Origin of the sequence: Methylobacterium planeticum, from assembly GCF_008806345.1 — a bacterium.
Taxonomy (GTDB): Bacteria; Pseudomonadota; Alphaproteobacteria; order Rhizobiales; family Beijerinckiaceae; genus Methylobacterium; species Methylobacterium planeticum.
Map to the genome: position 1 here is coordinate 128,898 of NZ_VZZJ01000006.1, position 19,332 is coordinate 148,229.

Sequence of the window (19,332 nt, forward strand, 5' to 3'; positions counted from 1 at the left end):
TCAGCCGAACGCCGCGGCCCGCTCGTCGGTTTCGACCCGGAATGCGTCGGGCCGTCAAGGCGGGGACGGCACACAGCGCGGCGCGGCGGATGATGTCGCGGGCCGCCACGTGCAGTCGTGCCGAACAATTGCCCCAATGGCGAGGCTGTTTCTTCAGATCTGCGCCGTAACCTGCTCGAATCCGACACGGCGTCCCAGAAGGGGTTGAACGATGAACAGGCTTCTCACCACCGCGCTGATGGCCGGTGGTCTCGCGCTCGCGGCGGCACCCGCCGCCCAGGCACGCGACGGCATCGGCGCCGGCGGCGCCGCGGCGCTCGGCGTGCTCGGTGGTCTCGCGGTCGGGGGCGCCATCGCCTCCTCCCAGAACGGCTATTACCCGGGCCGCCCGGTCTACCGCGCCCCGCCGCCAGTCTATGTCGAGGAGGAGGTCGGTCCGGTCTGCCACTTCGAGCGCCGCCGCTACGTCGATCCCTACGGCGACGTGATCTTCCGGCGCATCCGCGTCTGCGAATAAGCGCAGCCCACCGCACACCGTTTCCGTTAGCCCCGTAGCCCCGGCTCGGGGCTGACTGCGTTCGCGCGCCCTGCACGATAGTTCTCGTTCGACAGGCGTCCGTTGTCGTCCGACCGGTCTGCTTGATTGAATACACTTGGTATGCCTGTTCCAATCGGTCTTAGAACAAGACCAATCTGGGCAGGAAAATTCATGCCAAGCTACGAGCCTTGGAATGCAAGCCGCGCAGTCGGGATCGTGTCGGACCACGCACATCTCGAAGGTGCGACGCTCCCGATCCTGCACGCCCTGCAGGAGGCGTTCGGTTACGTCGACGCCGAGGCCGTCCCGTTGATTGCGGACGCCCTCAACCTGTCGCGCGCCGAGGTGCACGGCTGCATCAGCTTCTATCATGATTTCCGCGCACATCCGGCCGGCCGGCACGCGGTCAAGCTCTGCCGCGCCGAAGCCTGCCAGGCCATGGGCTCCGACCGGCTGCACGGCGAGATCCTGTCCCGCTTCCAGGTCGGCTGGCACGGCACCACGGCCGACGGCGTCACGGTGGAGCCGGTCTACTGCCTCGGTCTCTGTGCCAACGGCCCGGCGGCCCTCGTGGACGGCGAGCCCGTCGCGCACCTGACGATCGACGGGCTCGAGGCCGCCCTCGCGGAGAGCCGGGCATGAGCATCACCCTCTACGTTCCGCGCGATGCGGTCGCCCTCGGCCTCGGCGCGAACCGCGTCGCCCGCGCGCTCTTCGCCGGCGCCGAGCGCCGCGGTCTCGATATCAAGATCGTCCGCACCGGCTCGCGCGGCCTGTTCTGGCTGGAGCCGATGGTCGAGGTCGCCACGCCGGAGGGCCGCATCGCCTACGGGCCGGTGACGCCAAGCGACGTCGATGCGCTGCTGGAAGCGGGCCTGACGCTCGGCGGCGCGCACCCGCTCCGCCTCGGCGACCCGGAGACGATCCCGTTCCTCGCGCGCCAGCACCGCCTGACCTTCCATCGCTGCGGCGTCATCGATCCCGTCTCGGTCGCGGATTACCGCGCGCATGGCGGCTATCGCGGCCTCGAAGCCGCGTTGAGGCGCGACGCCGAGGGCATCGTCGCCGAGGTTCGGGGATCGGGCCTGCGCGGGCGCGGCGGAGCGGGCTTCCCGGCGGGCATCAAGTGGAACACCGTGATGCTCGCGGAGGCGGACCAGAAATACGTGGTCTGCAACGCCGACGAGGGCGATTCCGGCACCTTCGCGGACCGGATGATGATGGAGGGCGATCCCTTCAACCTGATCGAGGGCATGACCATCGCGGGGATCGCGGTGGGCGCGACCCGCGGCTACATCTATCTGCGGTCGGAATACCCACAAGCCTTCGAGACGTTGAAGGAAGCCATCGCCAACGGCCTTCGGGCGGGCGTGCTCGGCGACGACGTGATGGGCTCCGGCCGCGCGTTCCACCTCGAAGTCCGCCTTGGGGCCGGCGCCTATATCTGCGGCGAGGAGACCTCCCTCCTCGAGAGCCTCGAGGGAAAGCGCGGCATCGTGCGGGCGAAGCCCCCGATCCCGGCCCTGAAGGGATTCCTCGGCAAGCCGACCCTCGTCAACAACGTCATGACCTTCACGGCCGTGCCCTGGATCCTCGAGCACGGCGCCGAGGCCTACGCGGCCTACGGTCAGGGCCGCTCCCTCGGGACCCTGCCGATCCAGCTCGCCGGGAACGTCAGGCACGGCGGCCTGATCGAGTACGCCTTCGGCCTCACGCTGCGCCAGGTGATCGAGGATTTCGGCGGTGGCACGCGCTCCGGTCGGCCGGTGCGGGCGGTTCAGGTCGGCGGCCCGCTCGGGGCCTACTTCCCGGACGCGCTCCTCGACACGCCCCTCGACTACGAGGCGATGGCGGCCAAGAAGGGCCTCGTCGGCCACGGCGGCATCGTGGTCTTCGACGACACCGTCGACATGGCGGCCCAGGCCCGCTTCGCCTTCGAGTTCTGCGCCACCGAATCCTGCGGCAAGTGCACGCCCTGCCGCATCGGCGCGACCCGCGGCGTCGAGACCATGGACAAGGTGATCGCGGGGCTTCGCGTCCCGGAGAACCTCAAGGTCGTCGAGGACCTCTGCGAGGTCATGACCGACGGCTCGCTCTGCGCCATGGGGGGCCTGACCCCGATGCCCGTGATGAGCGCGATCACGCATTTCCCGGAAGATTTTTCGCGCGGCGGCCAGTTGCCGATCGCGGCGGAGTGAGGAACCTCCCCATGAGCCTCATCAAGGAAATCGACTACGGCACCCCGATCCGCGTCTCGGACCAGACCGTGACGATGACGATCGACGGCATGTCCGTGACGGTCCCCGCCGGCACCTCCGTCATGGCGGCCGCCATGACGATGGGCACGCAGATCCCGAAGCTCTGCGCCACGGATTCCCTCGAGCCCTTCGGCTCCTGCCGTCTCTGCCTCGTCGAGATCGAGGGCCGCCGCGGCACCCCCGCCTCCTGCACCACGCCGGCCGAGAACGGCATGGTGGTGCGCACGCAGACCGACAAGCTCGCCAGGCTCCGCAAGGGCGTGATGGAGCTCTACATCTCCGATCACCCGCTCGACTGCCTGACCTGTGCGGCGAACGGCGATTGCGAGTTGCAAACGCAGGCGGGCGCCGTCGGTCTGCGCGAGGTGCGGTACGGCTATGACGGCGACAACCACGTCAAGCCGACCTCCGAGAAGTACCTGCCGAAGGACGAGTCGAACCCGTACTTCACCTACGACCCGTCGAAATGCATCGTCTGCAATCGCTGCGTGCGCGCCTGCGAGGAGACGCAGGGCACCTTCGCGCTGACCATCGCGGGCCGCGGCTTCGACAGCCGCGTCGCGTCGGGGCCGACGAACTTCATGGATTCGGAATGCGTGTCCTGCGGCGCCTGCGTGCAGGCCTGCCCGACCGCGACGCTCCAGGAGAAGTCGATCATCGAGATGGGCCAGCCGGAGCATTCGGCGGTGACGACCTGCGCCTATTGCGGTGTCGGCTGCGCCTTCAAGGCCGAGATGCAGGGCGACCGGGTCGTCAGGATGGTGCCCTACAAGGACGGCAAGGCCAATGAGGGCCATAGCTGCGTCAAGGGCCGCTTCGCCTACGGCTACGCCACGCACAAGGACCGGATCACCAAGCCGATGATCCGCGAGAAGATCACGGATCCCTGGCGCGAGGTCAGCTGGGAGGAGGCGATCGGGCGGGCGGCCTCCGAGTTCAAGCGGATCCAGGCCGCCTACGGCAAGGATTCGGTCGGCGGCATCACCTCGTCGCGCTGCACCAACGAGGAGGCCTATCTCGTCCAGAAGCTCGTGCGCGCCGCCTTCGGCAACAACAACGTCGACACCTGCGCCCGGGTCTGCCACTCGCCGACCGGCTACGGCCTGATGTCGACGCTCGGCACCTCGGCCGGCACGCAGGATTTCAAGTCGGTCGACGAATCCGACGTGATCCTCGTCATCGGCGCGAACCCGACGGATGGCCACCCGGTCTTCGGCTCGCGCATGAAGAAGCGCCTGCGCGCGGGCGCCCGCCTCATCGTGGCCGATCCGCGCCGGATCGACCTGGTGAAATCGCCCCACATCAAGGCCGACCACCATCTGCCGTTGAAGCCCGGCTCCAACGTCGCCTTCATCAACGCGTTCGCCCACGTCATCGTCACCGAGGGCCTGATCGACGAGGATTACGTCCGGGCCCGCTGCGACCTCGGCGACTTCGAATCCTGGGCGCGCTTCATCGCGGACGAGCGGCACGCGCCGGAGGCGCAGGCGGACCGCATCGGCGTCGATGCGGCGGAACTGCGCGCCGCCGCCCGCCTCTACGCGACGGGGGGCAACGCCGCGATCTATTACGGCCTCGGCGTCACCGAGCACAGCCAGGGCTCGACCATGGTGATGGGCATGGCCAACATCGCCATGGCCACCGGCAACATCGGCACGGTCGGCGCCGGGGTGAACCCGCTGCGCGGCCAGAACAACGTCCAGGGCTCCTGCGACATGGGCTCGTTCCCGCACGAGCTCACGGGCTACCGCCACGTCTCGGACGACGCCACGCGCGAGAGCTTCGAGGCTCTGTGGGGGGCCAAGCTCGACGCGGCGCCGGGCCTGCGCATCACCAACATGCTCGACGAGGCCGTCGAGGGCGCGTTCAAGGGCTTGTACATCCAGGGCGAGGACATCGCCCAGTCCGACCCGGACACGCACCACGTCACGGCCGGCCTGACCGCGATGGAGTGCATCGTGGTCCAGGACCTCTTCCTCAACGAGACCGCCAAGTACGCGCACGTCTTCCTGCCGGGCGCCTCCTTCCTCGAGAAGGACGGGACCTTCACCAATGCCGAGCGCCGCATCTCGCGCGTGCGCAAGGTGATGCCGCCGATGGGCGGCTACGGTGACTGGGAGGGCACGATCCTGCTCGCCAACGCCCTCGGCTACCCGATGGCCTACACCCATCCCTCCGAGATCATGGACGAGATCGCGAGCCTGACCCCGAGCTTCACCGGCGTCTCCTACGGGAAGCTCGATGCCCTCGGGTCGGTCCAGTGGCCGTGCAACGAGAAGGCGCCCCTCGGCACGCCGATGATGCACGTGGACCGCTTCGTGCGCGGCCTCGGCAAGTTCATGATCACCGAGTACGTCGCCACCGAGGAGCGCACCGGCCCGCGCTTCCCGCTGATCCTCACCACCGGGCGCATCCTGTCGCAGTACAATGTCGGGGCGCAGACCCGGCGCACCGAGAACTCGCGCTGGCACGAGGAGGACGTGCTCGAAATCCATCCCTTCGACGCGGAGACCCGCGGGATCGTCGACGGGGACCTCGTGGCGCTGGAGAGCCGCTCGGGCGACATCGCCCTGAAGGCGCGGGTCAGCGAGCGGATGCAGCCCGGGGTCGTCTACACGACCTTCCACCACGCCAAGACCGGCGCCAACGTGATCACGACGGATTACTCGGACTGGGCGACGAACTGTCCCGAATACAAGGTGACGGCGGTGCAGGTCCGGCGCACGAACCGGCCCTCCGACTGGCAGGCCCGGTTCTTCGAGGAGGATTTCTCCCTGACGCGCATCGCCCAGACACTCGACGCGGCGGAGTGAGCCGATGAGCGCGACCTCCAACGCCGACAAGCTGGTGCGCATGGCCAACCAGATCGCCACCTTCTTCCGCTCCTATCCGGAGGAGGAGGCGGTGGCGGGCATCCACAAGCACATCGTGGCCTTCTGGACCCCGAAGATGCGGGCGACCCTGGAACACCGCGCCGCGAGCGCCGGCGATGCCCTCGACGACCTCGTGCGCCGGGCCCTCGACGGCACGCCCCAGGCCGAGAGCCCGGTGCGGGCCGCAACCCGCAACCCGCAACTCCTCGGCGCCGGCGCGAGCGACGCGGGCTAGATCCGATCGGAACGGGCCTGGCCTCCGGCCCCGTTCCGACACCTCGACCCTCGTCCGCGGCTCAGCCGGCCGGGCGGACCATGGCTGTTTTCATCCGCAATAACCGCGCGACAGGCTCGTCGATCAGCGGCAGGGCGCCGCGCGCGACGCGGCGCGGCCCCGGATCCTCGCTGCTCTCGGAGCAGGTGCCGTGGATCGCCTGCGCGTCGCGACGGCCCTGAAGGGACGCGCTAAAGGCGGCGACGTGCGGGCCGGGCTGCAGATTGGTGAGCTGCCACAGGATCTGCGCCTTCGCGTCGATGGTCATTGTACCGCCCTGGGGTATCCCGGGCGCGCCGCCAAGGGGGCCGACCGTGGCACCCGCCACGCCGATCGCCAGCGCCGTGGGCGCCGCGGTCAGACCGCCGGCGACACCGCCCGGGCCAAAAGGCTACCGGTCGGCTCCGGTGCCCCGAGGCCCCTAGATCCGTCGATCTCGTTGGCGAGGGTGACCTGCTCGATCACCTCCGCCCGCCAGAAGGCCTTGTGGCGTGCACGGCCGGATTCCGTGCTCGGGTCTCGGGTCGTGTTCTCGAGGAACAGCCCGGCCTTCGTCTCCATGTGCGGATCAGCCGGTGTCGGGAGCGCGGCGGCCGGCGTCGGCTGGGCGACGACGGTGCGTGTTGCGGCCAGGGCCGCACTGGCTGTCAGCAAGGTGGCCGCGTCGTCACGGCGATGCAGTCAAGGGCTCCCGGTTCGACAGATGGCAGCCCTATCCCGCGGATCACAATGTGCTCGAACCTGAACTTCAAGATACACCTTATGTTTTTAGTTAAACCTATGATCCATCTTGCGATTGCGTCGCGTCACACGCGCAGCGCAAGGCATTCAGGGATGTCCAGAAGGTCCACGGAGATCGCTGGGCAAATGCAAGACCAAGTCGGTCAGCACCTTCGCGGCGGCCCGACCATCGGCCAGTCGAACGCGCGTGCGCGGAAGAATAACGCGGCTTCCGAAACGTATTCGCCGAAGCGATTAATCACGGATCAGCGAACGCAAGGCCGGATGCGCGCCTCTTTCGCCGGATCGAGGCTGATCAGAAAAGTGGTGCCCAGGGACGGAATCGAACCGCCGACACTGCGATTTTCAGTCGCATGCTCTACCAACTGAGCTACCTGGGCGTCCGCCGAGGCGCCTGACGGCGCCGGCTGGAGCGGGGGTATAGTGAGAGAGGCGGGACCTGTCCAGCCTCGTCGTGCGCGTTTTTGGGCGGGATTTCCGGCAACCGCGGGATTTCCGGCAACCGATCGCGGCGGCTATTCCGAACGCTCGGGCGGCGGATCGGTGCCGTCCTCATCCTCCGCCGGGATGACGTAGCGGTCGCTCAGCCAGCGGCCGAGATCGACGTCGGAGCATCGTGCCGAGCAGAAGGGCGTGAACGCCGCCACGGCGGGGCGGCCGCAGATGGGGCAGGGCGCCGGCTTCTTCGGAGGCGGGGTCACGCCAGCCCTCCCCAGCTCTCGCGCACGGGGAACCCCTCGCCCTCGAGCAGGCTCACCGTCTCGTAGAGCGGCAACCCGACCACGGCGCTGTGGGATCCGACGAGCTTGACCACGAAGGAGCCCGCCAGTCCCTGGATGGCGTAGCCGCCGGCCTTGCCACGCCACTCGCCGGACGCGAGGTAGCGCTCGATCTCCCGGCCCGAGAGGCGCTTGAAGCGGACCCGGCTCTCGACGATCCGCTCGCGGCGGGCATTCTTGGGCGAGAGCAGGCAGATGGCGGTGTAGACCCGGTGCTGCCGCCCCGAGAGCAGGCGCAGGCAATCGGCGGCCTCGTCCGGGATCTCGGCCTTCGGCAGGATGCGGCGCCCGACGGCCACCACGGTATCGGCCGCCAGAAGCCAAGCGTCGCGCATGTCCTCGCGCCGCCGCGCCGCTTCCTGCGCGGCCTCGAGCTTCGCCCGCGCCAGCCGTCGCGCCAGTTCGCGCGGCGATTCCGCCTTGCGGGGCGTCTCGTCCACATCGGCGGGCAGGAGCGCGTCCGGTTCGATCCCGGCCTGCTGAAGCAGGGCGAGGCGGCGGGGCGACGCGGAGGCGAGGACGAGGCGGGCTCGACGCGGGGTGACATCGCTCGGCGGCGCGGCCAGGCCCTCGGGGGCGGAAGTCGTGTCCATCTGTCTCCAACGGCAAGCCGTCGCGGCGCCCGGACGGTGCGGCAAGGGCCGGGGAGCAGTACTGGAAAGCGCTGCCGATGTGAACGTCTCGCGTGGAGCGGGGCCCGGTGAACCTCCGAGGCCGTGGACAACGCGATACGCTCTGGTATGGTCCGCCCGTGTCGCCGCCCGGCGGCGGCACGCGGCCCGGTCTCGCCGGCGCCGGATGCGGGCGTAGTTCAGTGGTAGAACGTCAGCTTCCCAAGCTGAATGTCGTCGGTTCGATCCCGATCGCCCGCTCCACCCGAATCCTTGATTTGGCTGCCCTATCAGGCGGCTCGTATGGTCAAGGTGTTCCCCATCGCTCCCTGGACCTTCCCCGACGCGAGGAACGTCGTCTCGAGGGCGATCGACGATGCGTCGGCTTCATCGGTAGGGACAGGCTCTGGCGGAGGTTGCACTCCCCATGCGGGCTCCGGAGCTCCGCCGGGCTGCAGCGCTGATGCGCATGGTGCCTCTGGATCCGGATTTTTCTCAGGAGCGTGAGCGTCGCCTCGCCGAAATTCGAGAGACTGCTACTTGTCCGAATCGCCGAGTACTTGAGGTCGCTTGCTGAAGGCCCCAGATCGTTCAAGCTACGAAGTCGGCAACGCTTTTATTGAGACTTCTAGCATTGCCAGAACAGTTTTTTACTCCGGTCCCAGCGGACGACAATCCAGGACGGAAAGATCGACAGCCCTCGATTCTCCTGAACTGCCGTGTTGCCGGCAACGTCGGCGCGCTCTGTCGATGCGTGGTTTTGGCGGCGGCGCTCAGGCGTGGGTGCCGAGTGTCGGATTTCGACCACTTGGACGCCGCCGCTTGACGTCACGCTTCAGCGCGTCCTGGATGACATGGCCTGTGGTGCGACCGCTGATCCGTCGTCGCAGCGCCGGTCACAGCGGGTAAAGCGCGAGGTCGACATGCTGTCATGCACGTCGGGCGACGAGGCCGTTCCAGCCCATGACAGCGGTTGCCTCTGCCACCGGCCAGAGATCCGGTCTCTCACGCGGCGGCTCGGCACGAACCTGTCGCGTCGCGGCTTCGTCACCGGCATCGCGGCCGCGGTCTCGGCAGCTGGCCTGCCGAGCGGCGGCGTCGCACAGCCGGCGCCGGTACCGCCGCAAGTGCCCATCCTGTTCACGAACGCACGCGTGTTCGACGGCCGGTCTGACGCGCTGCGAGAGGGTCTCCAGGTCCTCGTCGAGAAGGACAGGGTCAAGGCCCTGGCGAGCGGCAATCACCCTGCCCCGGACGGCGCGCGGGTCATCGATTGCGGCAATCGGGTCCTCATGCCGGGCCTGATCGATGCGCACTGGCACTGCCTGTTCGCTGGTCTGCCGCTGGCGTCCGCGCTGACGGCAGACCTCGGCTACGTCTTCCTCGCCGCCGCAGCGGAAGCACGGCGCACCTTGATGCGAGGCTTCACCACGGTCCGGGACCTCGGCGGCCCCGCCTTCCCGCTGCAGCAGGCGATCGACCAGGGCCTGGCAACGGGCCCCCGGATCTATCCATCGGGTGCGATGCTGACCACGACCGGCGGACACGGTGACATGCGGCCGCTATCCGACCTCCCGAGGAGTGTTGGCGGTCCGGTGAGTGCACTGGAGAGGACCGGCGCCGCCGCGATTGCAGACGCCGCCGCCGAGTTGCGGCTTCGCGCGCGGGAGCAACTCCTGCAGGGCGCCTCGCAGATCAAGGTCGTGGGCGGCGGCGGCGTTTCCACCCCGCGCAGCCCGCTGGACATGACGACGTTCGGCCTGGACGACCTGAGGGCGGCGGTCGCGGTCGCGGAGGACTGGAACACCTATGTGGCAGTGCACGCCTACACGCCGCGCACCGTCCAGCGGGCGATCGCCGCCGGCGCGCGGTGCATCGAGCACGCGCACCTGATGGACGACGCGACCGCCGCGCTCATGGCGGAGAAGGATATCTGGCTGAGCATCCAGCCCTTTCTTGGAGAGGAGGACTCGGCCCCGCTGACCGGTCCGAGCCGCGCCAAGATGCAGCAGGTCTTCGCCGGCACGGACACTGCGTATCGGCTGGCGAAGGCGCATGGCGTCAAGACGGCGTTCGGGTCGGACCTGCTGTTCTCCGATACGCTGACGGCGCGCCAGGGGACCATGCTGACCCATCTGACCCATTGGTACGGCAACGCCGAGATCCTGCGCATGGCGACCAGCGGCAATGCCGGACTCCTCGCATTGTCCGGTCCGCGCAACCCCTATCCTGGCAAACTCGGGGTGGTTGAGGACGGGGCACTCGCCGATTTGCTGCTCGTGGATGGCAATCCTGTCGCGGACATCACGCTCGTGGCAGACCCCGCGAAGAACTTCCTCATGATCATGAAGGCCGGCGTCCTCTACAAGGACGTTCTCGGACCGTAATGGCCGTTTTCTGGTCCAGTTGATCTTTCGTGCGTAGCGTCGTTCTGCCTCGGCTCCCGTCTGTTTCTGAAGGACGCCTACAGGCATCGAACCTGCGCTTCCTGAAGCACATTCAAGGGGCGCAACGTGACGATCATCGATCCACGCCTCGGCGATACCGAGGACGACCGCTCCAGCACGAAGAAGCGTTCGATGCTGTCTCTCGCGGGCAACCTGCTCGCGGAGGTCAGCCTTCCCAAGCTGATTGTCGCCTGCATCCTGCTCATCGTCCTGCCCGGCCTCATGCTCGGGGCGACGCCTCTCATCGCGTCGATGTGGATTGCAAGCGTGTCCGCCAAGCTCTCGGCCGTGCTGAGCGGCCTCTGGCCGATCCTGGTGCTTCTGGGGCTCGCGATCGTCGGTTGGTTTGGCGGGAGAACCGTGTTCCGGCTCGCCGAAGGCAGCTTCTGGTCGCTGAATGCGCTCGTGGTTCAGCCGGGCTACGCGCTTTCGCGCGAAACCCTGCGCCACGTCGTCGAAGGGCTGCTCCCGGCTGACGCCAGCAAGGCGACGAAAGCGTCCGTCCGCGCCGCCCTTGCGGCCGGAGCCGGACTGGTGGTGGGAGCAATCGGCCTTTCGGTGGCGGCCCTTGCCTGGCCGGCAACGCGATGGAGCGCCGGTTTGACGGATCTGGTCACGCCCCAACGGCTGCTGTTGCCAACGGTCGCAAATGCCGCCGTCATCATCGCCGCCTATTTCGGCTTGGCCGGCCTGACCTGGGGCGTTGCCGATGCGGTGACGCCGCAACCGGGGGACCTGCGCTCATTTCATCAGCCGCGAACCGGCGGCCGTCGATGGCGCGTCGCGCACGTGTCGGATCTCCATGTCGTCGGAGAACGGTACGGCTTCCGCATTGAGAGTGGACGGGCGGGGGTTCGTGGCAACGAGAGGCTGCGGAGCGTCCTGGCGCGGTTGGATGCCATCCATGCGGCGCACCCCCTCGATGCCGTCATCGTGACGGGCGACCTCACGGACGCCGGCCGCTCGACGGAATGGGCAGAACTCTTCGATGCTCTCGCGCGGTACCCGGCCCTATCCGGGTTGATCGTCGCGCTTCCGGGCAACCACGACGTGAACGTCATCGACCGGGCCAATCCGGCGAGACTCGACCTTCCGACGAGCCCGAAGAAGCGTCTTCGGCAGCTGCGGACCCTGTCTGCGCTGGAGGCACTCCAGGGACCAAGGGTCCGGATCGTCGACCGGACGACCGGACGATTGGGCGATTCACTCTCGGATGCCCTGAAGCCCCATATCGACGATATTCGTACCTTTGCCGATCGCGGCCGGCCGCGCAGGCCTCCGGCGCTTGCTCAGCTCTGGCTCAGCCTCTTCCCGATGGTCCGGCCGCCGGACTCGCCCGACGGGCTCGGGGTGATCGTGCTGAACTCGAATGCGGAAACCCATTTCTCGTTCACGAATGCGCTTGGGATCGTGTCGGCCGAGCAGGTCAGCGCGCTCGAGACCGCCATGCGCCAATACCCCCATGCCTATTGGATCGTTGGGCTCCACCATCATCCCGTAGAATACCCGAAACCCGCCAAAGCCTTGTCGGAACGAATCGGAACGGCTCTCATCAACGGCAGCTGGTTTGTGCGGAGGCTGCAACGCATTGCCGATCGTTGTGTGGTGATGCACGGACATCGGCATGTGGATTGGATTGGAGAGTGCGGTGGCCTCCTGATTGTGTCGGCACCATCCCCCGTCATGGAGTCGGTTGAGCGGACAGAGACCTACTTCTACATTCATACTCTCGAGGCGGATCAGGATCTTCGACTGCAACTCCTCGAACCCGAGCGCATCGACGTTTCAGACTTCGACAGCGTGACATGCTGAGTACGAGCGGATCCAGGGCGGAGGCCGCGTGCCTCGTCGATCGACCCGCCGTGCTGCATTTGACAGGGGTGGGGCCCGGCGTTCCGTCCTGGGTTCGCGATCGCCCTAGTGGCGCGCGCGGTCCGGCCGATCTTCCGGGGCCCCCAGCAGATCCGCGATCCAGCGGCTCGAGGGATATTGTTCGCAGATCGTCAGGACCGCGATGACGATCGGTACGCCGATGAAGGCACCGGCAATACCCCATAGAAACGTCCAGAAGAAGACCGCAAACAGAACGATGAACGGCGACATCGACAGAGCATTTCCGGCGATACGAGGCTCCAGATAGCTCCCGACGAGGAACTGGATCAGGTTCAGGCAGACAAAAACAACGAGAGCCGTCTGCCACGAGGCGAACTGCGCCATTGCAAAAAGCGTCGGGAAGATGGTCGCAACGAGCGGCCCGATCACCGGAATGTAGTTCAGGACGAAGGCGATCACGCCCCATTCGAGGGCGAGGTCGAGCCCGGTGATGGCCACGAAAGCCCATACGAGCACGCCGGTCATGAGGCTCATCAGCGTGCGAACGAGCATGAACCGCCGAAGCTTCGCGGCCGTTCGCGCGCTCCCGGCGAGAAAAACCGGTCCGAACGCGCGCGCGCCGGCGGCGGTGAGCTTTCGCGCCACGTCCTCGACTTCGAGCAGGCCCAGAATGACGTAGATCAGGACCACGAACAGGAAGGTCGCCATGCTGTTGAACCGGCTCGTCAGCCCGGGCAGCTGGCGCAGCAGCCATTGAACGTTGAAGTGCTCGGCCCAGAGCCCGGCGAGGACGATCCCGTGGGTCTCCAGCCAGTCTGCCGTCTGAGCGTAGAAGCCTTGCAGCCGCGTCACGTCGCTGATGACGGATCGAACGACCCTGCTGAATCCCCAAGCGATCAAGGATCCGAACACAAGCAGGACAGCGGCTGTGACGGCGACGCTGATCGCGACCGCCAGAGCATTCGGAAGAACCGCCTGAAGCCGTCTCTGAAAGGGCCACACGATAGCGATGACGAAGAGGGCGAAGACGACCGGCGCGAACACCGAGCGGGCCAGAGCGAGCGCACCACCGACCAGGATCAAGGCGCAGATCGCGTTCAGGATATCCGTGGGCTTCGCGGGCTGGAACATGCTGGCGCCTCCGACACCAGGCCGCCGAGGTGCGAGCCCGTCAGACCGATCCGTCCGACCTTACGATCGTGCCATGCACTGCTTCATGAAGCGGGTGCGGGCGGCGAACCGTCTCTCGAAACGTTGGAGCCTGGCCTGCTTGAGGCACTCGGTCCGTTTGGCGGCGTGTTCGCTTCTCATAGACTTCGACGTCTGCGCGTCAGCAGCGGCGGGGCTGAGGGCGACGAGGACAGCGAGCGCTCCGACAAGAGCCTTCATCTCGGTCTCCCTTGACGCGTCGGCTTCGCGATCGGCGTGATGTCGACGCTCGTGATCGCGGGCGGACTTTCATCGCCGGCAACAATAGATCAAGTGCGGTGATGATCACATACGGACGCGGCCCTGTCACTCTACAACGATGCAGAGTGTCCTATTGCGCTCACTTGCGGCCTCTTACATTGACGTCATGCTGGTGCAAGCGCAGTGTTCGAATCAGAGCTGCACCAATAGGCGGATCGCGCGTCTGACGCGATCGATCGAATGCCGTCCGCCTCGGATCGGGGCGGGTTTCATCGATCCCGAAGCCCTCGCTGGCGGAAGCCGTCGCGACAGCCAAGAAGGCTCCGATCCGAAGCAAGGGAGTCCCCCATGACAGCACTCGATCGCCGCGCGGTGCTCCGGGGAATGTCGTCCGGCATTCTCTCTGTATCCGTGGGCTTGGCTCTTATGCCAAGCGCCGCCGAGGCGATCGTGTTTTCTCCTGGCACCTCCCGTCAAGACGCTCCAGATCAAGGCGCATCCGATCCGGCGAACCCCGACAGCCTTGTCGAGAAGGCCCGCGTCGTGGTCGTACATCCTCGCCGTCGCCGTCGCAGCCGCCGACGTGTCTGCTGGTGGCGCCGCGGACGCCGAGTGTGTGAATGGCGCTGGTAGCAAGGCCGTCGTAGTCGAATGTCGAGCGGCTCCTCGGAGGCACCCTGCGCGATGTCCTCCGCCTGATGCTGCCCTTCAGAACGAGCCCAACATCGAGCCGAGCACGATCACGACCAGCAGCGCGATGATCGGGCCAGCGATGCCAACCATGACGATGTCGCGATAACTGTCGCGATGGGTCGCGCCGCAGACGGACAGCAAGCTGATCACGGCGCCGTTGTGCGGCAGACTGTCGAGGGTTCCAGCCCCGATGACCGCGATCCGATGCAGAAGGTCGGGGCTCAGTCCGATCGCCGCCGCCCGTGCGAGATAGGTTGGACCAAGGGTATCGAGGGCGATGGTCAAGCCGCCGGATGCGGAGCCCGTCAAAGCCGACAGGAGATTGGTCGACGCTGCCAGCGAGACCAGGGGACCGCCCCCGATGCCGAGCACGGCGTCGCGCACGACAGCGAATGCGGGCATCGCGGCCACGACAGCACCGAATCCGACAAGGCTGGCGACGCTGAGAACCGGGAGCACCGAAGCGTTGGCGCCGGCATCCACGCTCTCACGCAAGCTCAGCAGCCTGGGCCGGTTGAACACGACGACGACAGCGCAGGCGCTTGCGAGTGCCACAGCCACAGACCACACGCCGGCGACCGCCGCGAAGGACGTGCCGCCCCAGCGGGCCTCGCCAAGGTAGGAGAAGTCGAGGCGTGGCAGCACGACCAAGGACAGCGTTGAGTTGACGAGGATCACCATCGCAAGGGGCAGTAGGGCGACGACGACGTGAGGCGGGGAAGCCAGCCGGCCATGAATGATCTCGGCTGGATCGAACTCCCGAGCGACGACGGTTCGCTCGCGCAGCCTGTCGTCGGTGGCAAGCTCCCGTGCGGAGGTCGGCATGCCCGCGCCGAAGGCTTCCCTGGCTCGGCGGGCCACGGCCTCGGATCGCATCAGCCACCAGAGTCCGAAGGCCAGCATGATGACCGAGGCGATCAGCCCCAGACCCGGAGCGGCGAATGGCGTCGTTCCGAAGACGGGCATCGGGATCGCGTTCTGGATCGATGGCGTCCCGGGCATCGCCGACATCGTGAAGGTCGACGTGCCGAGGACGATCGCTGCCGGCATCAGGCGACGGGGAATGCTCGAGGCCCGGAACATCTTTTGCGCCATCGGCGCCAGCACGAAGAACGCCACGAAGAGGCTCACCCCGCCATAGGTGACGAGCGCTCCGGCGAGGACCACGGCGAGGATCGTGCGGCTGGGACCCAACCAGTGGGTCATCGCGTCCGCAACGGCCGTCACTGAGCCGCTATCCTCCATCAACTTCCCGAACAGGGCCCCGAGAAGGAAGAGCGGGAAGTATTGTCCGACGAAGTGGGCAGCGGCGCCCATGAAGGTCTGCGTCCAGTGCGCCAGGAGCGGCTCCCGCGCGAAGAGTGCCGCGACGAGCGACGCCGCTGGTGCGAGCAGCAAGATGCTCCATCCGCGATACGCCAAGCCGACCAGAAGCCCGAGACCGATCACGATGCCGAGAAGCCCCATCGGTCATACCCCGTGGAGGAAGGCATCCAGGTCGAGCGACGAGCGCTGGCCGAGGTCGCCTCGATGCCGGTCGAGGAACTCGGAAGCCGTGCGCCGACCCTCGTCCCGGAGCATGATGAGAAACGGCCACTCGGCATTGAGCTTGGATGAATAGCCAAGATCCAGCATCATCTCACTGGAGATCCGATGGATCCGCATCCTCGCCCATCGTGCTCCTTCGTCGTCGCTCGGACTGGCAACGCGCTTGAGCAGTGCCATCATCCTGAGTTCCTTCATCAGGACGGCGTTGAACGATACCTCGTTGAGGCGGTTGGTGATCTCCCTGGCCGAGGTCGGCAATCCCGGCCGCGCGATCGGGTTGATCTGGACCAGGAGCGTGTCCTGAGACTCGCAATCGCGGATGAGCGGCGTCATCGTCGGGTTGCCGGCATAACCTCCATCCCAATAGGCATCCCCCTCGATCACGACAGCCTGGAACAGGGTCGGCAGGCAGGCGGAGGCAAGCAGCACATCGGGGCTCAGATCCGCATTGCGGAACACACGTCCTCTGCCGCTCCGGACGTTCGTCGCCGTGACGAACAGTTTGATCGGGCTGCGTGCGAGGCCGGTGAAATCGACCGTGTCTGCGAGGATCGTGCGGAGCGGGTTGGCGCCGCCCGGATTGAGATCATACGGCGAGACAACACGCGCCATCATGTCCATGGCGGCGAAGAGGGGCGAATGGTCGAGGCTCCAGCGCCCGAGCAGGACATCCAGCGGGCCGCGGCGGAACGGACTGAACCTTGCGGCATCGGAGACCTGCCGCCAGAATGTCTCGAGGGCAGCCTTCGCTCCCGCTGGTCCATTCTCGCCATAGCCATGAGCCAGCACCGCGGCGTTCATGGCTCCGGCCGAGGTGCCGGATATTGCCTCGATCTCCAGTTGGCGTTCTTCGAGCAGGCGATCGAGGACGCCCCAGGTGAAGGCCCCGTGAGCCCCGCCGCCCTGCAGCGCCAAGTCGATCAGGAGCGGGGCGGAATCCTGCCGGTCGCGGGCGGGCGCCATATGTGCCTCCGATACAGGGCCGGGATGCGGTTTCGGGTGCACCGACTTCGAACGCAGGTTCCAGATTCGTCAGCTGTCGCGCTTGGCTTGTGCGGTCTTGACCGCCTGCGAAACGCGGCCGATCTCGCTGCGCTCGGTCGTGACTGCGCGGCGATCGCTCCCGATCGGCTGCATGCCATCCACTGACGTCTCGCCCGCTTCGGGATGATGTCGGAGCGAGGAACGCTTGCGCCTCAAGGCCGCGTCGAAATTCGTGCGTATCCGCTCGCGTCGACGTTCGGTCCGCTCCCGGTCGAGACGCGCGTTCACCCGCCGAATGGCCCGCGCGAAAACCTGCTTCTTCTCGGACAACCCGCGCTCGCTGGCTTCGGGCGCCCCGATGCCGGATGCGGTGGTCTTGCCTCGCCGAGCGCGGTGTCGCGTCGCGATGATGTCCCGAATTCGATTACGTCGCTCGCGCAGCCACTTGGCCAAGGCGAGCGTCTCGTCCGGCTCGAGCGTGCGGAGTTCCGGATAATGGCTGAGCTTGACCCGCTCAAGTTCGTCTTCCGAGAGGAGCCGCCGCTCGGACGCAATGCCCACACCCATGTCCGGCCTCCTGAGTCACCAACTCCATCACCCGTGCTATCGCCGTGACGGTTTCGACGTGCCGGTTCTGCGCTCACGATGGATCCAGTGGCGGTTGCCCCAGCCGAAGCCTCCGCGGACGACGATGACACCGTTGTTCTTCGGCGATGGATCCAAGGCGGTTGCCAGCGCGCCAGGCGCGGCGCGTGCCATGGGGGCCGGCATGAGGCCATTCAGCAGCAGGGACGCAGCCAGGAGGCGACCGTTCGCCCGTCCTCTGAGGATCGGTAGCATGAGGAAATCCGGGTTATGAGGTCGGGTCACGGGTGTCCTAGACACACGCGGTCGACGCTGCTCTCAAGTATCCTTAGCGTCATCTCCAGGATCAGGGGTCAGTTTAGCATGATGGGGCTGCCGCTCCACTACGAAGCGCGGCCGCTTCGGTTTCGTCAGGTACCGTATCGAGGTGATCGCAGAGCCCATTTTCATCGTTTCATGCCTCAGTATCGATTGCGCAGAATGGCCTGAGCGGCACGCCCGTCTGATGGGATCGCCCCCGGTGTCGATTGCGCTGGCGAGTTCCAGGGAATCGACGCAAGCCGGACGGGTGATCGCAAGCGCCGCAGCCTCCTCAACCAGGCGATCGAAAGCCTCAAGTCCGACGGTTGACTTGACCGTATGCGCGACGACGCTCTCGCAAGCCTCGCTCGTCGCTGGGCGTTGCGAGGCGACCGCTCGACGTGGCGTCGACAGGTCCGTTTCGACGAGCCCGTGACCGGGACAGTTCGTTCAGAGGGCCGAGCCCCGGCGGCCTGACCACGCCAGCCTTCTTTGACCCGCGATCACGGCTGGGCCGTCGCGGCAAAATCCTCCAGAACGGCCGCGAGAGCTTCCGGCTGCACTCTCACCGCTCCCCCGAACGGATGGTCGATGGTGGTGATGACGAGCAGCCCCGAGAAGATCAGAAACGACAAGATCCCCGTCATCATCGCCTGGACACGCAGGTTTTCGGTACCGAAGAAGAGTGTGAAACCAATCGTCAGGAACGCTCCGCCGGAGAGAATGAACCAGAGCACGCGGGGAACGACGCCTGGGGCGAGGACGAGCCTCACGCGCCGGGCCTGGGTCACGCGGTCGAGTTGATTGAGGGCTTCGGCAAACAGGGCCGTCCCGCGGTTATCGCTGGGGTTGAAGGTCATGAGTGCCGCGTAGGCGCCGCTCAGCGCCTGCGTCACGGCGGGGCTTGCCTGACCTCGCTCCATGGCGGGCCAGTCCTCAGCAACGGCTGTCCTGACATAGCGGGTCACACCGGCGCGGAGCGCGGCACCGGGATTGCCGCCGATCCCGTCGGCCAAGCGATACAGCGTCGCGATGGCACCGGCCTCTTGAGCGGTCGCGTTCTCGGCTTCGCTGAACTTTTCCCAAACGATGATCACGGCGAAGGCCAGCAGCACCGCGTACAGCACGCCGACGGTCGCGAATTTGAAGCCGGCCACCTCGTTGTTGAGGCGGAGCTGCTCCAAGCTGACGTACCGCCGGACGAGGAGCGGGCCGGCCATGGCGAGGAACGACATCAGGCCGACCAGGACGATGGCGGACAGCCACAGCGGCTGCGTAGCGAGGAGAGACAAGGCCATGGATGCCCCCGTTCCCCACCACGCCCGACTATGCCGGACGCGGAGCGTTCTCACAAACCCTGCTCGGGACCGGTCGGAATGAGGCTCGACTGCGATGCCCCATGCGCCCGGAAGAAGGCCTTCCGAGGCTTTCGAAAGTGAGCCGAATCGCGATCCGTTT

Annotated in this window: 16 protein-coding genes and 2 tRNA genes; 8 read left to right on the forward strand and 10 right to left on the reverse strand. The window is 66.8% G+C overall.

All coding sequences use genetic code 11. The annotated features are described in order from the left end of the window. Window positions 1-211: 211 nt before the first annotated feature. The 5 genes from F6X51_RS09525 to F6X51_RS09545 all read left to right on the forward strand — a co-directional run bounded on the left by F6X51_RS09525 (window position 212) and on the right by F6X51_RS09545 (window position 5,904). Window positions 212-517, forward strand: coding sequence for a hypothetical protein (locus F6X51_RS09525; RefSeq protein WP_150963001.1), 306 nt, complete (start codon window positions 212-214; stop codon window positions 515-517). Between the two features lie 192 nt (window positions 518-709). Beyond that, on the forward strand, window positions 710-1,180 hold the full coding sequence (locus F6X51_RS09530) for a formate dehydrogenase subunit gamma (RefSeq protein ID WP_150963002.1): 471 nt from the start codon (window positions 710-712) through the stop codon (window positions 1,178-1,180). Further along, the gene (locus tag F6X51_RS09535; protein ID WP_150963003.1) at window positions 1,177-2,736 is read left to right on the forward strand and encodes a formate dehydrogenase beta subunit; all 1,560 of its coding nucleotides are present in this window, start codon (window positions 1,177-1,179) and stop codon (window positions 2,734-2,736) included. The genes F6X51_RS09530 and F6X51_RS09535 overlap by 4 nt, the downstream gene beginning before the upstream one ends. Window positions 2,737-2,747: 11 nt before the next feature. Beyond that, window positions 2,748-5,609, forward strand: a complete 2,862-nt coding sequence (fdhF, locus tag F6X51_RS09540; RefSeq protein ID WP_150963004.1) for a formate dehydrogenase subunit alpha — start codon at window positions 2,748-2,750, stop codon at window positions 5,607-5,609. A 4-nt stretch (window positions 5,610-5,613) separates the two neighbouring features. Then, the gene (locus tag F6X51_RS09545) at window positions 5,614-5,904 is read left to right on the forward strand and encodes a formate dehydrogenase subunit delta (protein WP_150963005.1); all 291 of its coding nucleotides are present in this window, start codon (window positions 5,614-5,616) and stop codon (window positions 5,902-5,904) included. Window positions 5,905-5,965: 61 nt separating this feature from the next. Here the strand turns inward: F6X51_RS09545 and F6X51_RS28965 are convergent, their stop codons facing one another. The 5 genes from F6X51_RS28965 to F6X51_RS09565 form a co-directional block, all read right to left on the reverse strand. Continuing rightward, the gene (locus F6X51_RS28965; RefSeq protein ID WP_322098521.1) at window positions 5,966-6,211 is read right to left on the reverse strand and encodes a hypothetical protein; all 246 of its coding nucleotides are present in this window, start codon (window positions 6,209-6,211) and stop codon (window positions 5,966-5,968) included. Between the two features lie 89 nt (window positions 6,212-6,300). After that, window positions 6,301-6,597: a hypothetical protein gene (locus F6X51_RS28970; RefSeq protein WP_322098522.1), complete on the reverse strand. Its 297-nt coding sequence runs from the start codon at window positions 6,595-6,597 to the stop codon at window positions 6,301-6,303. Window positions 6,598-6,988: 391 nt separating this feature from the next. Next, window positions 6,989-7,064, reverse strand: a tRNA-Phe gene (locus F6X51_RS09555). 135 nt (window positions 7,065-7,199) lie between these two features. Continuing rightward, window positions 7,200-7,385 carry a DNA gyrase inhibitor YacG gene (gene yacG / locus F6X51_RS09560; RefSeq protein WP_246696725.1) on the reverse strand — a complete coding sequence of 62 codons (186 nt, stop codon included), beginning with the start codon at window positions 7,383-7,385 and terminating at the stop codon, window positions 7,200-7,202. After that, complete coding sequence (locus tag F6X51_RS09565; protein ID WP_150963006.1) at window positions 7,382-8,056, reverse strand: Maf-like protein; 675 nt, start codon at window positions 8,054-8,056, stop codon at window positions 7,382-7,384. The genes yacG and F6X51_RS09565 overlap by 4 nt, the downstream gene beginning before the upstream one ends. 207 nt (window positions 8,057-8,263) lie before the next feature. Here F6X51_RS09565 and F6X51_RS09570 point away from each other — a divergent pair. From F6X51_RS09570 to F6X51_RS09580, 3 genes are all read left to right on the forward strand, one after another. Then, window positions 8,264-8,338 (forward strand) — tRNA-Gly (locus F6X51_RS09570). 659 nt (window positions 8,339-8,997) lie between these two features. Next, the gene (locus F6X51_RS09575; RefSeq protein WP_150963007.1) at window positions 8,998-10,461 is read left to right on the forward strand and encodes a metal-dependent hydrolase family protein; all 1,464 of its coding nucleotides are present in this window, start codon (window positions 8,998-9,000) and stop codon (window positions 10,459-10,461) included. A gap of 126 nt (window positions 10,462-10,587) precedes the next feature. Then, on the forward strand, window positions 10,588-12,333 hold the full coding sequence (locus tag F6X51_RS09580; RefSeq protein WP_246696726.1) for a metallophosphoesterase family protein: 1,746 nt from the start codon (window positions 10,588-10,590) through the stop codon (window positions 12,331-12,333). 105 nt (window positions 12,334-12,438) lie between these two features. Here F6X51_RS09580 and F6X51_RS09585 read toward each other — a convergent pair whose 3' ends face one another. From F6X51_RS09585 to F6X51_RS09610, 5 genes are all read right to left on the reverse strand, one after another. After that, window positions 12,439-13,485: an AI-2E family transporter gene (locus tag F6X51_RS09585; RefSeq protein ID WP_150963008.1), complete on the reverse strand. Its 1,047-nt coding sequence runs from the start codon at window positions 13,483-13,485 to the stop codon at window positions 12,439-12,441. Between the two features lie 987 nt (window positions 13,486-14,472). Further along, window positions 14,473-15,924 (reverse strand): GntP family permease, encoded by a 1,452-nt coding sequence (locus F6X51_RS09595; protein WP_150963010.1) that lies wholly within the window; start codon window positions 15,922-15,924, stop codon window positions 14,473-14,475. Window positions 15,925-15,927: 3 nt separating this feature from the next. Beyond that, on the reverse strand, window positions 15,928-16,968 hold the full coding sequence (locus F6X51_RS09600) for a patatin-like phospholipase family protein (RefSeq protein ID WP_150963011.1): 1,041 nt from the start codon (window positions 16,966-16,968) through the stop codon (window positions 15,928-15,930). Between the two features lie 69 nt (window positions 16,969-17,037). Then, complete coding sequence (locus tag F6X51_RS09605; protein WP_150963012.1) at window positions 17,038-17,556, reverse strand: hypothetical protein; 519 nt, start codon at window positions 17,554-17,556, stop codon at window positions 17,038-17,040. An 821-nt stretch (window positions 17,557-18,377) separates the two neighbouring features. After that, a complete protein-coding gene (locus tag F6X51_RS09610; protein WP_150963013.1) occupies window positions 18,378-19,172 on the reverse strand; it encodes a bestrophin-like domain in 795 nt (264 codons plus the stop codon). Window positions 19,173-19,332: the final 160 nt, after the last annotated feature.